Here is a 15496-nt window from a genome sequence, read left to right as displayed (position 1 = left end):
TCGCGGATGGAGCGGCCCCGGCGAGCCTCACGTTTCTCCTGGTGGTGCACCCCGCGCGGGCGGCACGGCAGGTGGACGTCCTCCGCAAGACGCGCCCGGTGGACTTCTACAAGCAGAAGGCGTGGGATGCGGACGCGAAGGTCCAGCGCTGCGAGGACGAGAAGGCGCGCCTTCGGGCCGAGCAGGGCGGGCCGGGTGGACTCCGAGGACTGCGCGCGGCGGGCCTTCTGGACGAGAGGCTCGGCGTCGCCGTCAAGAACATCACCGACGACGTCAAGACGAGGCCGCGGGCTGCGCTGACATTGGAAAGGGCGTGGTCCTCCCGCGCCGGGACTGTGGAGAAGGGCCGCGTCGCGGTGGAGCTGGTCTTGAGGAATCCGGGGATGAAGCCCTGGACGCTCGCAGGCGCCCTGCTGCGCGGAGCGAAGGGTGAAGAGCTGACGCCACTGCCGGAGGACACGCCGGTGTCCATTCTCCCGGGCCTCCTTGGCCGCGTCATGGTGGAGTTCGAAGCCACGACGGAGCAGGCCCAGGGGGCATACACCCTGACGTTGTGGGACGCGGACGGGCGCTCCATCATCCTGGAGAACGTGACGTTCCCGTAGCACCACCCCATGAGGGAACCGCCCTCCTGGCGGCTTACCCGCTGCGCCCTCACGCCCTCCGCCAACCCTGTGGATTGACGGGGACACCCGGGGTTCCGTGCGACCAAGGAGCGACGGCTCGCGCCCCGCGTCGCTTCCGGAGGTGCGCCGTGTCCACCGGTCTTGTTGGCTCGCGCCCGTCCGGCGCTCGCCTGGACCCTGTCATTTCGCCCTTCAGCCGCGGTGTCGCTCCGCCACGCGGTAGAGCCAGGTGAGGGAGTAGTCCAGGAGCGACTGTCGCGAGCGCATGTAGTTGCGGGCCCGGACGAAGGGAAGCCACACGCGGTTGCCCACGAGCACCTGCGCCTCCTCGAGCTTCTGGCGCGGTATCCACCGGCCGCCCAGGTTGCGCACAAGGACCTCCCCCAGGTACGCGCCAATGGCGGGCACCGCGTGCTCGTCAATGGCTTCGCGCAGGCGGCTCGTCGGGAATTCCTCGCGCCAGAAGTAGAAGTCGGCATCCGTGAGCGACTCGGGCGTGGCCTCGAGGACGGAGGGCGCCTGCGAGTGCAGCAGCGCCACGAGGTGCTCGGCAAGGGTGCTGTAATACTCGAGCGAGCGCTCCGGGTCGTCCACGTCCGGAGGCAGGGCGGAGCCGGCGGGGCGCCACTCCTCGGGCTCGGGGGGTTGCCACGCGTTGAGCTCGGCGATCCTCCGCTGGCGCTCGTGACTGGCGGCGCGGTCCACCACCCGCGAGAGGAGCGGGGCCAGGTCCGGGTGGAAGCGGGGCTCCACTGGAGCGAGCATGGCACCGCGCTCATGCAGGGAGCGCAGGAGGGCGTCGAAGTCGAGGTCCGGCCGGAGGTGGGCGTGGGCGCGGGCCTGTGCGAGCCGGGCCTCCTTGCTGGCGAAGTCCGCCACGGTGGGCCACGTCACCAGCAGCACGGAGCCATTGGGCAGTTCCTCCACCCGCCAGGCTGGGGTGGCCAGCATGCGCTCGCGGCCGACCGTTTCCACCAGCTTGGGGCCGAAGACGTTGAGCCAGAACACCTCGTAGACTTTGTCGAAACCGTCTCTACGCCGAGTCTCGTCGTCGCGGCCGAAGTTGGGCGAGTCTGTCAATTGTGCGTCATCAGTGCTGTGGGCCTTGGCGTAGGAGACTGGGTAGCGACAGGCCCAAGCTCGCACCAACTCCACGAACTTTCGGCAGTGCTCCGTTTCCGAGAAGAACGAAAGCGGCCGCACCTCAATCAAGGTGGTGAACTTGGGAGAAAGCGGCGGGTAGCCAAGCCTTGGCCACATGTCCAACGCGGGCCATGTCGTCCGGTAGAGACCAATGGACGTGCCTCTTTCGTGACGCTTCTCCTCCAGCGCCTTCGAAATGGCGGCACGGGAGTACTTGCGTCGCCGCTTGCCCTCGACGACGTCCGGCATCCACCCGTCGGCGTACAGTTCGAGTGCCTGGAAGAAAGGATCCAGCTCGCTCCCAGGTTCAGCGTGTGGATCGAAGGCACCGTCAAAGGTGAGGAGAAGGCTGTCCTCTGCCTTCAAATCGTGCACGTTCAGCACCTTCATTGGAACAGCACCTCCACCCCCGGGACGGCATCCTTCGTCGCGTCCACGGCTGTTTTCAAAACGTCTGCGTTCATGGGCTTGAGTTCGCCACCTTCGTAAACGAGGTGCACCCTTGGCACTTCCACCTCTTTGCCACCTGGAAAAAGGGACTGGAGAGAATCTCGGCGGATGTTCAGCCTCTCGCCATACTTCTGCAGAGCTTCAAGCGCATCCGCAGCCATCTGGGCCTCGAGAGCTGGACCTGGCAGTCTTGAGAGGTCGCGGCTCTTGAAGCTGAACGCCTCCACGCGCCGAGGCCGCCCGCCGAGCGCGCCTTCTTCGATGACGAGCGTTGCCGTGGGCCTCGGGCGGCGGGGCCTCGAGGGCGGGGCGGTGTTTTTCGAGCACCGCCACGTCCCTGGGCAGGCGCGGGCCCGTGGCCTCGAGCTCCGCCGCCGCCAGCCTGGCCTCTACTACCGGGAGCGTGTGGCCCACTCCCTCGTCCACCAGCGAGGCCAGGGTGTCCTGGCCCCCCGTGACACGGGCCTGCTTCGGGGAGGGTCGTACGGCGTCGTCCGCCGCGGCGTTGGCGTTCCCGGCGCGCTCTCCACTCTTCACGGGAGGGGAGCCCGAGGCCCCGGGCCGGGCCCTGGACAGGAGCGGCCGAGCCCTGGCCACATTCCCCCGGGTTTCGTACAGCGCCAGCGCCGCGTCCGCCCCGCCCGCCGCGACGAAGCGCCCGGCCTCACGGCGAGCCCGGATGTAGCCTGCCAGGTCGCGCAGGCCCTGCGGGTTCATCACTCCCTGGAGCTGCCGCGCCGTCTCGCGCAGGGCCCGCAGCCGCGCGTGCGCGGCTTCCACCCCGGTGCGCAGGCGCGAGCGCATGCCCGCGGCGCCTTCCCCCGTGGCGAGGTGGCGCACGCCCTTGTAGCCCCCGAGGAGGGCCAGCACCAGCGCGGGTGTCGCCTCGCGCATTCCCTGCTCCCACTCTCCCCGCCACAGTGACTCCACCCCATGCAGGGAGGTGGCGACAAAGTGGTAGCCGCCCAGCGGCACCCCAAAGGTGAGGTCGTCAAAAGCACTCAACGCCAGGGCGTCCGCCGAGGCGTGCTCCACCATTTCCCGCCGGGCCCTGGCGAGGGCCTCCTGGTACTCCGGCGGCAGCTGGCCCCGGATGGGGAAGAAGGCGAGCTCGCGCCCTGCATCGTTCATGGAAGTGCTGGAGAGCGCGTCGGCGCCAAACCGGAGAACGCCTCGGCCCACGTCTGTGAATTCGGAGTCCCTGTCCACCCGGGCCGTGGGTTTGAGCCCCCGCTTCTCCAGGGCGGCTTGGAAGGCGGGCAGCAGCGCGAGGGTTTCTTCCAGCCGCTTGTCCCGGGCCAGCAGGAAGAGAAGCTCCCGCAAGTCATCGTCATAGGACGAGTCGGTGGTGAAGACGGCGAGCACCTGTGCATTGAGGCGCCCATAGGCCTCGGGGGCCTTGACGAGGAGGGCGGTGCGCTTTTGGTTGAGCAGGCGGGCGATGTCCTCGCGCGGTGGGCCCAGGGAGCCGAGGCGCACCGCGCTCCAGTCGTCCAGGGACTCCAGCAGGCGGGGCATGTCCACGCGCTGCTGCAGGGAGAGGACTTCCCCGGGCGAGGAGCAGGTGAGGAAGGGCGCCAGCAACTGCTCGGGGCTGGAGGAGAAGTCGGGCCAGCCCGGGGGCACGGCCTGCCCTCCGCACGAGGGCGGCGCCTCGGGGACGGGCCCCGTGCTGGCCAGCTCGGACGCGGGCACCTCACCCGCGCTCGCCAGGGCGGCGTCCGGGCCCAGCCCGCGGGCGCTGCGGCGGCGGTGCAGCCGCTGCTGCCCGCCCGTCTCGGAGGAGAAGGCGGGCTCGTCCGCCTCCGTGGAAGCCACAGGGGAGGATGCCTCGAGTGAGGGGGCCATGGCCCCCACCTCCCGCGGCGTGGAGAGGGCGTGGGTGGCCTGCGCAGCGCCGCCGCCCTGTCGCGGCCCGAGCGTGACGCAGCCGGTGGAGAGCAGCACGGCGCCCAGCAGCGCCGCCCACCTGGACGCCCACGCCTCAGCGCGCATTGTCCACCCCCAGTCCCAGCGAGGCGAAGGCACCCGGGCCCTCCAGGGCCCCCACCCACAGTCCCACCGGGGCCGTGTCCGAGCCCAGCTTGAGGGCGTGCACCTGCTGGCCCCAGTCCGAGAGGCTGTCCCAGTCCTCCCGGCGCACCAGCCCGCCCTCCAGCTCGCAGCCCGCGAGTCGCAGCCGCACCGGAGCGCCCAGGTTGAGGCCGAACGCCTCCCCCTCGGCCACCACCAGCATGGGCGTCAGTTGGGCGTAGCTCTCCACATTGCCCACGCCGCCGCCTGGCAGCAGCGCCAGCCCGCTGGACTCCAGGCGCGTCAGGTAGCGCCACCCTCCCGTTGAGGATGCCGGGAGTGGCGGAGCTACAACCTCAGCGGCGGGGGGGGCGGCCCCTCCTGTCTGGGAAAGCAGCAAAAGCACCAGTAATGCGGAAGTCATTGGTGCCTCCAACAGCGGTCCCAGAGACTAGCAGAACTCTCCTGAAATCCGGCCAGGCGCGACAGAGTGGGCGAAAGTTCCCGCCCCCAGTGAGGCAAGGAGATCAGGATGACGAAGAGGTACTTCAGGCTGTACGACAACGATTGGATTTCAGGGAGGTCACCGGACCCAGTCCCATCAGCGACGAGGAGCGCGCCTGCAAGCGCAGGTGGCGTGAGCTGCTGGAGCCTCCCCCTGTCGCCAGACGTGCCGCGTGGAAGTCGCTCGGCAGGCTGGACGAGATGGCCGTTGCCCCACGGGCCATCTGCTACGAATGGCCGGGCCACCGGCAGGACTGGGCCATCATCCATCGGGAGGCAGGGCGCCTCCTCCTCGTCTCCGAGGGCCTCTCGGACCCCTTCATTGCCCACAAGGGGCCCTCCCTCGAAGCAGGTGGTGGCCCAGGAGCACGTGCGGGAGAGGGCCACGGCGGGCCTCGTCGTGCTGGAGGTGCCGGGCAAGGGCCTGCCCACGTCTCTCGTGAGCGCGGAGGGGCGCGTGGGGTGTTGCTCGGCCAGGAGGTGCGCTCACTGCCCCGGCTGTTTCCCTCGCCGTTCGGCGACGTGCGGCTCGTCACCGGCTGGCGCACTCTCCGCAACGGCGTCGGACCTCGCGCTGTAGACAAACTCTGTCCAGACAGCTCTCGCTTCTCTGAGCCCCAACTCCCGAGCCCCGCAAAGTCCGAACGGGGATACGGTGCCGTGCCGTATCCCCGTCCGGTACAGCTGAGGGGGGTACTACTGGGGAAGTCAGGATACAACAAGTCCGCGCGGGACTCTTCCGATTTCTGAGGAGCCGCTCACTAGCGCACCGTGATGGAGGCCGAGGTCAGCACGAAGGCCCTCGTCTGGTCCGTGCCCGAGCCGATGGTGACGGCGGCCGGGATGCCGGGGTTGGTGGTGAAGCTCAGGCCCTCGGGGCCCACGAAGCTCAGCGCGTAGGTGCCGGGCACGAGGAACTTGAAGCTGGCCTCGAACACGCCGTCACCGTTGAGGTCCGTCAGGGCGAGCTCCTCGGCGGCGGGAGCGGAGGCGCCATCCGGGTCGGTCTCGGTGCTGCGGAGCGTGGCGCGGAAGGAGCCTGGCGTCAGGGCGGTGCCATTCAGCGTGGGCAGGGTCACGCCCTCGCCCCGGGCCAGCGTCACGTTCACGCTGCCGCTGAACACCATCTCCCCGCCCTTGATGACCGGCTTCATCACCCACTTGTCGCCCTGGCCGCGGTCCTTGCCGAAGCTCTGCGACACATCGAAGTCCACCAGGATGACCTTCTGCTCGCCCGCGACCTCCACGCCGTCGCCGTCGAGCTTCACCTTCACGCCAGACGTGTTGAAGCTGGGGGTCTGCAGGATGCCGGCCACGGTGGCGCCCTCGGGCAGGCCCGCGTAGTCGTTGGAGGTGGCGAAGATGGCCGTGCTGCCGTCCTCCTGCTCCACCTCGATGTAGGCGCCGGAGATGACGAAGCGCAGCTCGGAGTACTTGCCCGCGGGGACGACGGCGTCCTTGACGATGTCCTTCGTGTCATTGGCCAGCGTCACCAGGTTGGTGGTGGTGGCCTGGTTGCTGAGGACCACGCGGCCTTCCTCACCCTGGAGGTAGACCTCGGAGATGGTGACGACGGCGGCCTTGAAGTCGCCCGGGGCGTCGGTGAGCTTGATGGTGACGCTGTTCTGGTTGCCGCAGCCGGTGGTGACCAGACCGAAGGCCAGCGCGAACAGGCCGAGCGTGAGAAGCTGGAGGCGTTTCATGGATGAGTGCTCCAAGGTGGGGTGAAGGAACTCATGAGCCCGTTGGCTCACGTGCCCCTCCCCAAAGCACCCGGCGTGCCGCGCCCTCGGGCCCCGGATTCCAGCCACTTGCGTGACCCGGGGCCCGGCGGGTGTACCAGCTGGGACAGGGGGAGTGTCCCGGACCGTTCACTCCCCCCGTCCGCCCCCCTACTCCTCGGCGGGGGACTGGACGATGAGCTTCTCCTTGCCGCACACGTCGCAGCGCAGGTGGACGAAGAGGTCGTCCTCGCTCTCCTCGGGCACCTCGCCCTCGGGCACGCCCAGCTCGGCCTTGGCCAGCGCGGCCACCTTGCGGGGGATGTCGTCGGCGCGCAGGGCCTGCACGTACGTCATCTCCCGGTCATGGCACTCGCGCGTCTCGGGGCCGGAGAGCCAGGCGGGCTCCATGCCCTCGGGCAGCCGGCCCAGGAGCTCCAGGTGGTTGAGGGACTCGGCCAGGTAGGCCAGACGGCGCAGCCGGGCCTCCTCGGGCAGGGCGGAGAACACCTGGAAGCCCTCGAGCAGGGCCTGCCGGTCCTCGCCGGTGGCCAGCTGCGCCAGCTCCATGGCGGGCTCGGCCGACTCCAGCGCCTCCTCCCAGTTGTTGTCCGGGTTGAAGCCGGCCTCCAGCAGCGCGGTGTACAGCTGCGTGGCGGCCAGCCGGCGGCGCACCTCGTGCGTGTGCTCCACCACCTCCTGCGGCAGCCGCAGCTCCAGCAGCGCGCCGGTGGTGCGCGGGTCCACCGAGCCGGTGAGGTCATCCACCGCGAGCTCCTCGCGCAGGGCGTCCTTGAGCACCTTGGCCGCGGAGAAGCGGAAGGAGGGCACCACGCCCACCTCGCGCAGGTACATGGCGGCGAGGTTGGAGTCCTTGGCGCCCATGCGCAGCGAGCGCTGGGCCCGCTCCACCGCGCCGGGGTCCGCCGCGGGCTTCTTGTTCTCCAGGCGCGTCTTCACCGCCTCGCGGTAGAGCGTCTCCAGGGAGCTGCCCGGGGGCAGGCGCGCGGGGAGCAGGGGCCGCAGGCCGGCCACGTCCAGCACCCAGAGCGGGGGAGCGCCCAGGCGCTTGAGGGCGCGGAAGAAGAGCTGGCCCGGGTTGTCCTGGGGCTTGAAGGGGGGCAGCTCGCCCTCGCCGGACGGCTGTTGCTGCTGCTCGGAGGCGGGGGCCAGCAGGGAGCCCGGTCCCATCACCTTGTCGCGCTGCTCGCGGGTGAAGGCGGTGATGCCCTGCACCGGCGGGGGCGGGGGCGGCGGGGCCTCCTCTCCGTCCAGGCCGGTGACGCGGTCCATGTCCACCTCGTCGAAGTCGGCCTCCTCCAGGCCCTTGGCGCCCGTGAAGTCACAGCGCAGGAGCTTGAGCTTCTCGAAGGTGGCGCCTTCCAGGTTGGCGCCCCGGAAGTCGCAATCCTGGAGGCGTCCGCCGTGGAAGTAGGCGTTGGAGAGGTCCGTATCGCGGAAGTTCACCTTGGACAGGTCGCAGCGCTCCCACTCGCTGCCCACCAGTCCCAGTCCGGACAGGTCCGCATTGGCGGAGAAGAGCTGCGCGAAGGTCGCGCCCGTGTGCTCGGTGGGCACCTTGCCCGACTTGCGCAGGCGGTTCCACTCGGCGCTTCCGTTCTGCAGGAGCTGTTCAATCGTGGGGGCTTTCGGCATGGACCCGAATTTATCGGTGTGGTGAGGTCCGGGCGCCAGTCAAATGATCGAGTTCCGAATCGAGGAAGACAGCGCGGGCATGCGGTTGGACAAGTTCCTCCGCAAGAAGCTCGCGAACGTGCCCACCTCTCACCTCTTCAAGATGATTCGCGTGAAGAAGGTGCGGGTGAACGGCAAGCGGGCCCAGCCAGAGCAGCCCCTGGCCGCCGGCGACACCATCTCCATCCGGGGGACCGAGGAGCAGCTCCTCGCCCCCGCCAGCCCCGAGGAGCGCAAACCCCCACCCCCTCCCCCCGTGGACCCCAGCGAGCTGGTCATCCTCTTCGAGGACGACTGGATGATGGCCGTGGACAAGCCAAGTGGGATGGCCGTCCACACCGGCAGTGGAATCACCGGGGGCACGCTGGTGGACTATGTGCGCGCCTGGCTGGGGCCCAAGGCGGTGCGCAACGACTTCGCCGCCAGCCCCGCTCACCGGCTGGACAGGGAGACGAGCGGCGTCATCCTCGTCGCCAAGCGCCGGCCGGCGATGGTCCACTTCACGGAACTCTTCACCAACGGACATCCGCGCAAGAGGTATCTGACACTGGTCAAAGGCCGGATGCCGAAGGACTCGGGGGTCATTAACCTGCCGCTCGCTGAGCACCAGCAGACGGCCGAGTCCAAGGCCCGTCGCGGGGTGAACATGCAGGAGGCCGTGACTCGATGGAAGGTCATCAAGCAATCGGGCGAGGTAGCCCTCCTCTCCTGCGTCATCGAGACCGGACGCACTCATCAGATAAGAAGGCATCTGGCCGCCATTGGCCACCCGGTGGCCGGGGACAAGAAATACGGTGACTTCGGCTTCAACAGGGATGTGCGGGCCCGATGGGGGCTCAAACGCCTGTTCCTGCATGCCGAGTTCATAGAGTTTCCCCACCCGGCTCACGGGGGCAAGGTGGCGGTGGAGGCGGATATGCCCCCGGAGTTGAAGGACGTGCTCAAGCGCGCCGCGCTGGAACCCTCATGAGTCAGAATCCCGAGAAGACCGATCGCTCCGAGTCGAAGCTGGTGCTCGACGGTGTTCCGCCCAAGCGCCCCATCTGGGTGCGCCTGCTGAAGTTCGCGGCCTGGGCCACCCTGACGGGCGCCACCGCCGCGGTGATGGCCGTGGCGGGTGTGTACTACCACTACTCGCAGGGGCTGCCGGACATCCCCAAGGTGGACCAGTACTGGCCGCCCATCGTCACCGAGGTCTACACCGATGACGCGGTGCTGGCCGGCGAGTTCTACCACCACCGCCGCAAGGTGGTGCCCTACGAGCGCATCCCCAAGCGTCTGGTGCAGGCGTTCATCGCCAGCGAGGACTCGAGCTTCTTCGACCACTACGGCGTGGACGTGCTGGGCACGGCGCGCGCCGCCACCAAGACGATTCGCAAGAAGCTGGGTCTGGGCGGTAGCGTGCAGGGTGGCTCCACCCTGACGCAGCAGACGGCGAAGGCCGTGCTCATCGCCGCCGAGGGCTACGAGAGCGCCACCGCGAAGAACCTCACGCGTAAAATCCGCGAGGCCATCCTCGCCCGGCGCCTGGAGGAGTCGCTGACGAAGGAGGAGATCCTCTATCTCTACCTGAACAACGTCTTCCTCGGGCACCACAGCTACGGCGTGCAGAGCGCGGCGGAGAACTACTACCGCAAGGACGTGCGCGACCTGACGTTGGGGGAGATGACGCTGATCGCCGGCCTGCCGCAGGCGCCCAGCCGCTACTCGCCCTTCAAGAAGCCGGAGGCGGCGAAGAAGCGCCGCTCGTACGTGCTCAAGCGCATGTTCGACGAGGGGATGATCTCCGCGGAGGAGCGGGCCCAGGCGGACGCCGAGCCGGTGAACGTGTACCCGGTGGAGGACGTCTTCCACGAGTTCGCCCCGTACTTCACCGAGCAGGTGCGCCGCAACGTGGTGGACCGCTACACCAACAAGACGCTGCTGAATGAGGGCCTGAAGGTCTTCGCCACCATGGACAGCGAGCGCCAGCGCGCCGCGCAGGAGTCGGTGCTCGAGGGGCTGATGGCCATCGACAAGCGCCAGGGCTTCCGCGGGCCGGTGAAGCAGCTGGCCACGGAGCAGGAGCGCAAGGAGTTCATCGACACCTCGATGAAGGCCATGGGCAACGAGCCGCTCCAGGAGAACAAGCTGTACGTGGCGCGGGTGACGAAGGTGGATGCCGAGGGCGCGGAGGTGCAGGTGGGGCCGCACAAGGGCCTGCTGCCGCTGCTGGGCATGCGCTGGGCGCGCAAGGTGAACCCCGAGGGCTACTACCCGGGGCTGATGCTCACCTCCGCCAGGCGGGTGCTCAACGTGGACGACGTCATCGTCGTGCGCCACGTGGTGAAGAAGGAGCTCACGGACGACAGCGTCCAGTTCGACCGGAAGATGGACAAGGAGATCCCCGAGGGCGTGCCGCTCTTCCGGCTGGAGCAGGAGCCGGAGCTGCAGAGCGCCCTGGTGTCCATCGACCCGCACCGCCAGTACCTCACGGCGATGGTGGGCGGGTATGACTTCGACGCCAACGAGTTCAACCGCGCGTTCCAGGCGTGCCGCCAGCCGGGCAGCTCCTTCAAGCCGCTGGTGTACTCGGCCGCGCTGGAGCAGCTGGGGTGGACGGGCGCCACCATCATCGTGGACTCGCCCATCGTGGAGCATGACCCGGAGAACGGCGTCGCGTGGAAGCCGGACAACTACAGCGACGAGTTCCTCGGAGACGTGCTGCTGCGCACGGCGCTGGTGAACTCGATGAACATCCCCGCGGTGAAGACGTTCGCGGCGGTGGGCGTGAAGAACATGGCCGAGTGGAGCCTGAAGCTGGGCCTCACCACGCCGATGAACATGGACTTCTCGGCGGCGCTGGGCTCCTCGTGCGTGTACCCGTACGACCTGGCCAACGTGTACGCCGTCTTCAACCGCTACGGCCGCAAGAAGCCCACGTACTTCATCCGCAAGATTGAAGACCGCTTCGGCCGCACGCTGGAGGACCACACGGCGTACGACGACGCGTGGGCGCCGCTGCAGGACCGGGTGGCGGCGGGCTACGCGCGGCTGTTCGAGCCGGGCGATCAGGTGATGAGCCCCGAGACGGGCTTCATCACGACGTCGCTCCTGCGCGGCGTGGTGACGGAGGGCACAGGCGGCCCCGCGCAGAAGCTGGGCAAGCCGGCGGCGGGCAAGACGGGGACCACCAACGACTCGTTCGACACGTGGTTCGCCGGCTTCACGCGCGACCTCGTGACGGTGACGTGGGTGGGCTACGACAAGAACGAGCACCCGCTGGGCCGCTACGAGACGGGTGGCCGCGCGTCGCTGCCCATCTGGCTCAACTACATGAAGCCGGCGCTGGCGGCGCGTCCCCAGTCCGAGTTCTGGCCGCCCGAGTGGCTGCGCGAGAGCATGATGCTGCTGCGCATCGACAAGAAGACGGGGAAGATCGCCTCGTCCGGGACGAAGGACGCCACCAACATCTGGTTCAAGAAGGGCACGCAGCCCGACGACGTGGCGCCGGAGAAGGGCGCCGTGGGCGTGCAGGACTTCATCATGGGCGCGCCGTAGTCCTCAGCGCGCCTTGCGCATGGCGGCGTCGAAGAGGGCGTTGGGCAGTTGCTTCACCAGGCCCATGAGGCGGGCCATCTGCCAGGGGAAGGCGTACTGCGCGTCCCCTCGCACGATGGCCTTCGCCATCAGCTCCACGGCCTCCTCCGTCTCGAGGAGGAAGGGCATCTGGAACTTGTTCTGGGCCGTCATCTCGCTCTTCACGAAGCCCGGGTAGAGGCAGGTGACCTGGACGCCGGTGCCCCGCAGGTCCACGCGCAGACTCTCCATGAAGGTGGAGAGGAAGGCCTTGGAGGCGGAGTAGGCGGCGTTGCGCGGCAGGCCGCGGAAGGCGGCCATGCTGGCCACGCCCACGATGTGGCCGCGCTTGCGCTCCACCATCTGCGGGAGCACGGCGCTCAGGGTGGCGGCGGCACCGGTGACGTTGACGTCGATGACCTTCTGGACGATGTCCCACTTGATGCGCTTGCCGGACGTCTCCTGGCCGAAGCCGGCGTTGGCGACGACGAGGTCCAACCCGCCGCAGGCGGCGTCCAGCTCGCGGATGCGGGCGAGGGTGTTGTCGGCGTCGGCGACGTCGAGCTCCACCGGCTCGATGTGGGCATTGGCGGCGCGGGCCTCGTTGGCGAGCGCCTCCAGGTTGTCGCGGCGCCGGGCCGCGGCGTACACCTTGACGCCCCGCCGGGCGAACCAGAGCGCCAGCCCGCGTCCCAGGCCACTCGAGGCTCCCGTCACCAGCGCCGTGCGATAGCTCAACTCCGCCATGTGTGTCCCTCCGGATGTCCGGGCGACTTCCTGCCACGGAACGCGAGGGAGTGGGGGAGGAAAACGACGCGGTGCGGCATGGGCCGGCCGGGCGGCTCTCCGGGGGCTCGGCCCTCGGGTTACCCCTGGGGCTGGCGCCGCCGGCGAGCGGTCATGCGGCCGAGCAACGCGGACGTCCGGTCTCCACCGTGTGACGACTGCTCCCGATGGGAGGCCAGTCAGGAGGGTTCACATGGGGTTTCTAGACCGCATCTTCGGTGGGGGTTCCCCCAGCTCGAGGACGGAACGGAGAGGGGCCGCGGTTCCCAGCGCCGACGAGCAGGCGCTTGCCCGCTACCGGTACCTGCTGCGGACGGCGCCGCCGGAAGCCCTCGAGCAGGCCCATGCCGAGGCCTTCGCGCAGCTGACGCCCGCGCAACGGGCCCAGGTCCTCCGGGAGTTGAGCCGGGCCCTGCCCATGGCGGAAGGGAGCGCGGCGGCCGCGAATGACCCGGACCCGAGAGCACTGGCGCGAATGGCGACACGCGCCGAGCTGCGGCAGCCCGGGACGCTGGAGCGCTCGTTCGGAGGAATGAGCCTCGGGGGCATGTTCGCGGGGAGCCTGTTGGGCAGCATCGCCGGGACGGTGATCGGCTCGGCGATCGCGCACCAGTTCCTGGGTGGCTTCGACGACGGTGGCTGGGGGGATGAGGCGGGGGTGGCGCCGGAGCAGTGGGAGGACGCGGCCACCGGGGACGATGCGGGCTTTGGCGAGGAGCTGGGCGGAGACCTGGGCGACTTCGACGTGTGACGAGAGGAGGAACGAGACATGGCTTGGAACACTGCGACAGGCGGGATGATCGCCGCGGACGCTCCTATCTCGGAGCGGATGGCCTTCATCCGGAAGACGTACCTCCACCTGGGAGGCGCGGTGCTGGCCTTCATCGCGTTGGAGGCGGCGCTGCTCAACTCATCGCTGGCGCAGCCGCTCGTGCGGACGATGCTCGGCGGGCGCATGAGCTGGCTGATCGTCCTGGCCGCCTTCATGGTCGTGGGATGGGTGGCCGACCGGTGGGCCCGGACCGCGAGCTCCCCCGGCATGCAGTACCTCGGGCTCGGCCTGTACGTGGTGGCGGAGGCCGTCATCATGCTCCCGCTGCTGTACGTGGCCGCGTACTTCTCCAAGGACCCGAACATCATCGCCAAGGCGGGGGTGCTCACCGGGATTGTCTTCGTGGGGCTGACGGGTACGGTCTTCATCACGCGGCGTGACTTCTCGTGGCTCCGTCCCGCGCTGATGGTCGCGGGGTTCGCGGCCCTGGGGCTGATCGTCGTGTCGATCCTCTTCGGCTTCACCCTGGGGACGCTCTTCGCGGCGGTGATGGTCGTGGTCGCGGCGGGGTACATCCTCTACTACACGTCCAACGTGCTTCATCACTACCCGGTGGGCTCCCACGTGGCGGCGGCGCTGACGCTGCTCTCCTCCGTGGCCCTGCTGTTCTGGTACATCCTGCGGATCTTCATGGACCGGCGCTGACGCCGAGGGGTTGGAAGACAACGCCATCCAATCCCAGACGCTGACACGCCTCCACGAAACGCCCGGTGCAGAGGTTGACGTTGGAGTAGTCCTCCAGCCGGAACAGGTCGAGGTGTTCGGGAAGGGTGGAGGCGTCCAGTATCGGGGGCTTCGGGAGGGGGTGCTTCAGGCGGCCACAACGGGAACAGGGGGGCTGAGGGTTGGGCGGGAGGCAGTCGGGGTGCAGACGGCCCACGGGGAGGAGCTCCAGCTCGAGCAGTTCGGGCGAGTTGCGCTGACGGAAGCGCAGGGCTGTAGGGCAGCCCTTGAGTCCTCGGAGTCCCTCGGCCTGGAGCTTATTCAGGGCCTCTCGTTGAACCAGCAGCACCGCGGAGAAGTCTGTGAACAGTGGTCCGAAACGGCCCTGGGCCTTACCCTCAAACGGACCGAATCCCGCTCCTGGCTCCAACTGCGCACCCGGAGGCAGCAGGGGGCGCACCAGCTCGCATAGCCGTTCGTACTCCTCGATGGATTCGGCCCGGGGCGTTTCGAAATCGGCCAGTGAGAGGATCGGCGTCAAGTCAACCGAAGGGTAGACATTGGCGCCGCCGCTCCATGCGTCCAGACACACCGGGCAACGGACGCCCGGTAGCCCCCATCGATGTGAGGCATCAACAGAACCTGTGTAATCTGCGGACCTGTCTTCTCGGATACGGAAATAGTTCATACGCGGAGTTCTTCGCCTCTTTTCTCAGTCGCAATAGTAGGGAACGAGGGGCCCATTTACACCGAATCGCATCATGAGTTCGCTAGCGAACCGCCACATGTCTGCGGCTTTGGCGGTTTTGTAGTTCTCGTCCATGAACTGCCGCCAGGCCTCATTCCATTGCCCACCCTCTGGTCCGCCACTGTGCAGCCACTGGTGGAAGCTTCTGGGCAGTCGAATGGTGAATGCGTGGATGTCGATGTCCTGGCGTTTGATCCACGTGGCCAACGCATTCTGCTGCGGGAAGATGTGATGTTTCTCGTAGGGCTCCCGTGGAGGGATGCTGCACATCCAGTGGCGCACTTCCTTGGGGACGAACCGGTCGCGCGTCTTCCAGTTGTGCCAGGGGATTTCGAAGACGGGATCCGCGGAGGTGGGCGCCGCCACGGGGTGTCCCCACCAGCGCTCGGGTGTGTCCGCGAGTGGAGAGCGCAACTCCGTGGACAGGTTTGCGTCCGTTGGAGGACGCAGCCCCGGCATTGGCCGGAACACCATGGGCGGGCGGGCCACCGGGAGGGTTCCCCTCGCCAGGATGATGGGGGGGGCCTCCTCCTCCTCCATTTCCGCCACGTGCTGGCAACGCCAGATGGCGCAGCGCTCCCCGTCACACAGCGGCACCACGCAGGTCGGGTCCGCACGAGCCTCCGTCCAGGAGGAGGACACGGTCTCGGGGACCTCGTCCTCTTGCACGGTGGACGCCGAGGTCGCGCATGCGGCCAGCAGCAGCACGAGGAGCGGGAGCAGGAGTCGCATGCGGCCTGGCGTAGTCGCGCGAGGC

The 15496-nt window shown here is 68.6% G+C and carries 14 protein-coding genes; 5 read left to right on the top strand and 9 right to left on the bottom strand.

Translation table 11 applies throughout. The features are described 5' to 3' along the window. On the top strand, positions 1 to 605 hold a 605-nt coding region (locus tag VFZ09_RS06320), incomplete at its 5' end, for a DUF2381 family protein (RefSeq protein ID WP_329726570.1). Between the two features lie 213 nt (positions 606 to 818). Here VFZ09_RS06320 and VFZ09_RS06315 read toward each other — a convergent pair. From VFZ09_RS06315 to VFZ09_RS06290, 6 genes are all read right to left on the bottom strand, one after another. Beyond that, positions 819 to 2159: a hypothetical protein gene (locus tag VFZ09_RS06315; RefSeq protein WP_329726569.1), complete on the bottom strand. Its 1341-nt coding sequence runs from the start codon at positions 2157 to 2159 to the stop codon at positions 819 to 821. Further along, complete coding sequence (locus VFZ09_RS06310; protein ID WP_329726568.1) at positions 2156 to 2380, bottom strand: hypothetical protein; 225 nt, start codon at positions 2378 to 2380, stop codon at positions 2156 to 2158. The genes VFZ09_RS06315 and VFZ09_RS06310 overlap by 4 nt, the downstream gene beginning before the upstream one ends. Next, a complete protein-coding gene (locus tag VFZ09_RS06305) occupies positions 2361 to 4214 on the bottom strand; it encodes a hypothetical protein (protein WP_329726567.1) in 1854 nt (617 codons plus the stop codon). Before VFZ09_RS06305 ends, VFZ09_RS06310 begins: the two co-directional genes overlap by 20 nt. Continuing rightward, positions 4204 to 4491, bottom strand: a complete 288-nt coding sequence (locus VFZ09_RS06300) for a hypothetical protein (RefSeq protein ID WP_329726566.1) — start codon at positions 4489 to 4491, stop codon at positions 4204 to 4206. The genes VFZ09_RS06305 and VFZ09_RS06300 overlap by 11 nt, the downstream gene beginning before the upstream one ends. A 1006-nt stretch (positions 4492 to 5497) precedes the next feature. Continuing rightward, on the bottom strand, positions 5498 to 6439 hold the full coding sequence (locus VFZ09_RS06295; RefSeq protein WP_329726565.1) for a DUF4382 domain-containing protein: 942 nt from the start codon (positions 6437 to 6439) through the stop codon (positions 5498 to 5500). Positions 6440 to 6628: 189 nt separating this feature from the next. Beyond that, complete coding sequence (locus tag VFZ09_RS06290; protein WP_329726564.1) at positions 6629 to 8113, bottom strand: pentapeptide repeat-containing protein; 1485 nt, start codon at positions 8111 to 8113, stop codon at positions 6629 to 6631. A gap of 43 nt (positions 8114 to 8156) precedes the next feature. Between VFZ09_RS06290 and VFZ09_RS06285 the strand changes: the two genes are divergently transcribed. Both VFZ09_RS06285 and VFZ09_RS06280 read left to right on the top strand, forming a co-directional pair. Next, positions 8157 to 9122: an RluA family pseudouridine synthase gene (locus tag VFZ09_RS06285; protein WP_329726563.1), complete on the top strand. Its 966-nt coding sequence runs from the start codon at positions 8157 to 8159 to the stop codon at positions 9120 to 9122. After that, on the top strand, positions 9119 to 11692 hold the full coding sequence (locus VFZ09_RS06280; protein WP_329726562.1) for a PBP1A family penicillin-binding protein: 2574 nt from the start codon (positions 9119 to 9121) through the stop codon (positions 11690 to 11692). The genes VFZ09_RS06285 and VFZ09_RS06280 overlap by 4 nt, the downstream gene beginning before the upstream one ends. A 3-nt stretch (positions 11693 to 11695) precedes the next feature. On the opposite strand, the gene VFZ09_RS06275 is transcribed toward VFZ09_RS06280, so the two are convergent. Further along, positions 11696 to 12457: an SDR family NAD(P)-dependent oxidoreductase gene (locus VFZ09_RS06275; RefSeq protein ID WP_329726561.1), complete on the bottom strand. Its 762-nt coding sequence runs from the start codon at positions 12455 to 12457 to the stop codon at positions 11696 to 11698. A gap of 232 nt (positions 12458 to 12689) precedes the next feature. On the opposite strand from VFZ09_RS06275, the gene VFZ09_RS06270 reads away from it, so the two are divergent. Then, positions 12690 to 13247 carry a hypothetical protein gene (locus tag VFZ09_RS06270; RefSeq protein WP_329726560.1) on the top strand — a complete coding sequence of 186 codons (558 nt, stop codon included), beginning with the start codon at positions 12690 to 12692 and terminating at the stop codon, positions 13245 to 13247. Between the two features lie 18 nt (positions 13248 to 13265). After that, positions 13266 to 13973: a Bax inhibitor-1 family protein gene (locus VFZ09_RS06265; protein ID WP_329726559.1), complete on the top strand. Its 708-nt coding sequence runs from the start codon at positions 13266 to 13268 to the stop codon at positions 13971 to 13973. Here VFZ09_RS06265 and VFZ09_RS06260 read toward each other — a convergent pair. Further along, complete coding sequence (locus tag VFZ09_RS06260; RefSeq protein WP_329726558.1) at positions 13957 to 14679, bottom strand: double-CXXCG motif protein; 723 nt, start codon at positions 14677 to 14679, stop codon at positions 13957 to 13959. The two genes, VFZ09_RS06265 and VFZ09_RS06260, sit on opposite strands and share 17 nt — an antisense overlap. 24 nt (positions 14680 to 14703) lie before the next feature. Next, positions 14704 to 15471, bottom strand: a complete 768-nt coding sequence (locus VFZ09_RS06255) for a TIGR02269 family lipoprotein (RefSeq protein ID WP_329726557.1) — start codon at positions 15469 to 15471, stop codon at positions 14704 to 14706. Between the last annotated feature and the right edge of the window lie 25 nt (positions 15472 to 15496).

The sequence above is a fragment of the Archangium sp. genome (genome assembly GCF_036277355.1).
In the GTDB taxonomy this organism is placed as follows: Bacteria; Myxococcota; Myxococcia; order Myxococcales; family Myxococcaceae; genus Archangium.
This window is presented reverse-complemented; position numbering and strand designations above follow the sequence as displayed.

What these genes read in the sequence shown, in the direction of transcription:
- VFZ09_RS06305 (WP_329726567.1), bottom strand. Translation starts at nt 4,214, where the DNA reads ATGCGCGCTGAGGCGTGGGCGTCCAGGTGGGCGGCGCTGCTGGGCGCC.
- VFZ09_RS06285 (WP_329726563.1), top strand. Translation starts at nt 8,157, where the DNA reads ATGATCGAGTTCCGAATCGAGGAAGACAGCGCGGGCATGCGGTTGGAC.
- VFZ09_RS06290 (WP_329726564.1), bottom strand. Translation starts at nt 8,113, where the DNA reads ATGCCGAAAGCCCCCACGATTGAACAGCTCCTGCAGAACGGAAGCGCC.
- VFZ09_RS06280 (WP_329726562.1), top strand. Translation starts at nt 9,119, where the DNA reads ATGAGTCAGAATCCCGAGAAGACCGATCGCTCCGAGTCGAAGCTGGTG.
- VFZ09_RS06315 (WP_329726569.1), bottom strand. Translation starts at nt 2,159, where the DNA reads ATGAAGGTGCTGAACGTGCACGATTTGAAGGCAGAGGACAGCCTTCTC.
- VFZ09_RS06310 (WP_329726568.1), bottom strand. Translation starts at nt 2,380, where the DNA reads ATGGCTGCGGATGCGCTTGAAGCTCTGCAGAAGTATGGCGAGAGGCTG.
- VFZ09_RS06265 (WP_329726559.1), top strand. Translation starts at nt 13,266, where the DNA reads ATGGCTTGGAACACTGCGACAGGCGGGATGATCGCCGCGGACGCTCCT.
- VFZ09_RS06275 (WP_329726561.1), bottom strand. Translation starts at nt 12,457, where the DNA reads ATGGCGGAGTTGAGCTATCGCACGGCGCTGGTGACGGGAGCCTCGAGT.
- VFZ09_RS06270 (WP_329726560.1), top strand. Translation starts at nt 12,690, where the DNA reads ATGGGGTTTCTAGACCGCATCTTCGGTGGGGGTTCCCCCAGCTCGAGG.
- VFZ09_RS06255 (WP_329726557.1), bottom strand. Translation starts at nt 15,471, where the DNA reads ATGCGACTCCTGCTCCCGCTCCTCGTGCTGCTGCTGGCCGCATGCGCG.
- VFZ09_RS06295 (WP_329726565.1), bottom strand. Translation starts at nt 6,439, where the DNA reads ATGAAACGCCTCCAGCTTCTCACGCTCGGCCTGTTCGCGCTGGCCTTC.
- VFZ09_RS06260 (WP_329726558.1), bottom strand. Translation starts at nt 14,679, where the DNA reads ATGAACTATTTCCGTATCCGAGAAGACAGGTCCGCAGATTACACAGGT.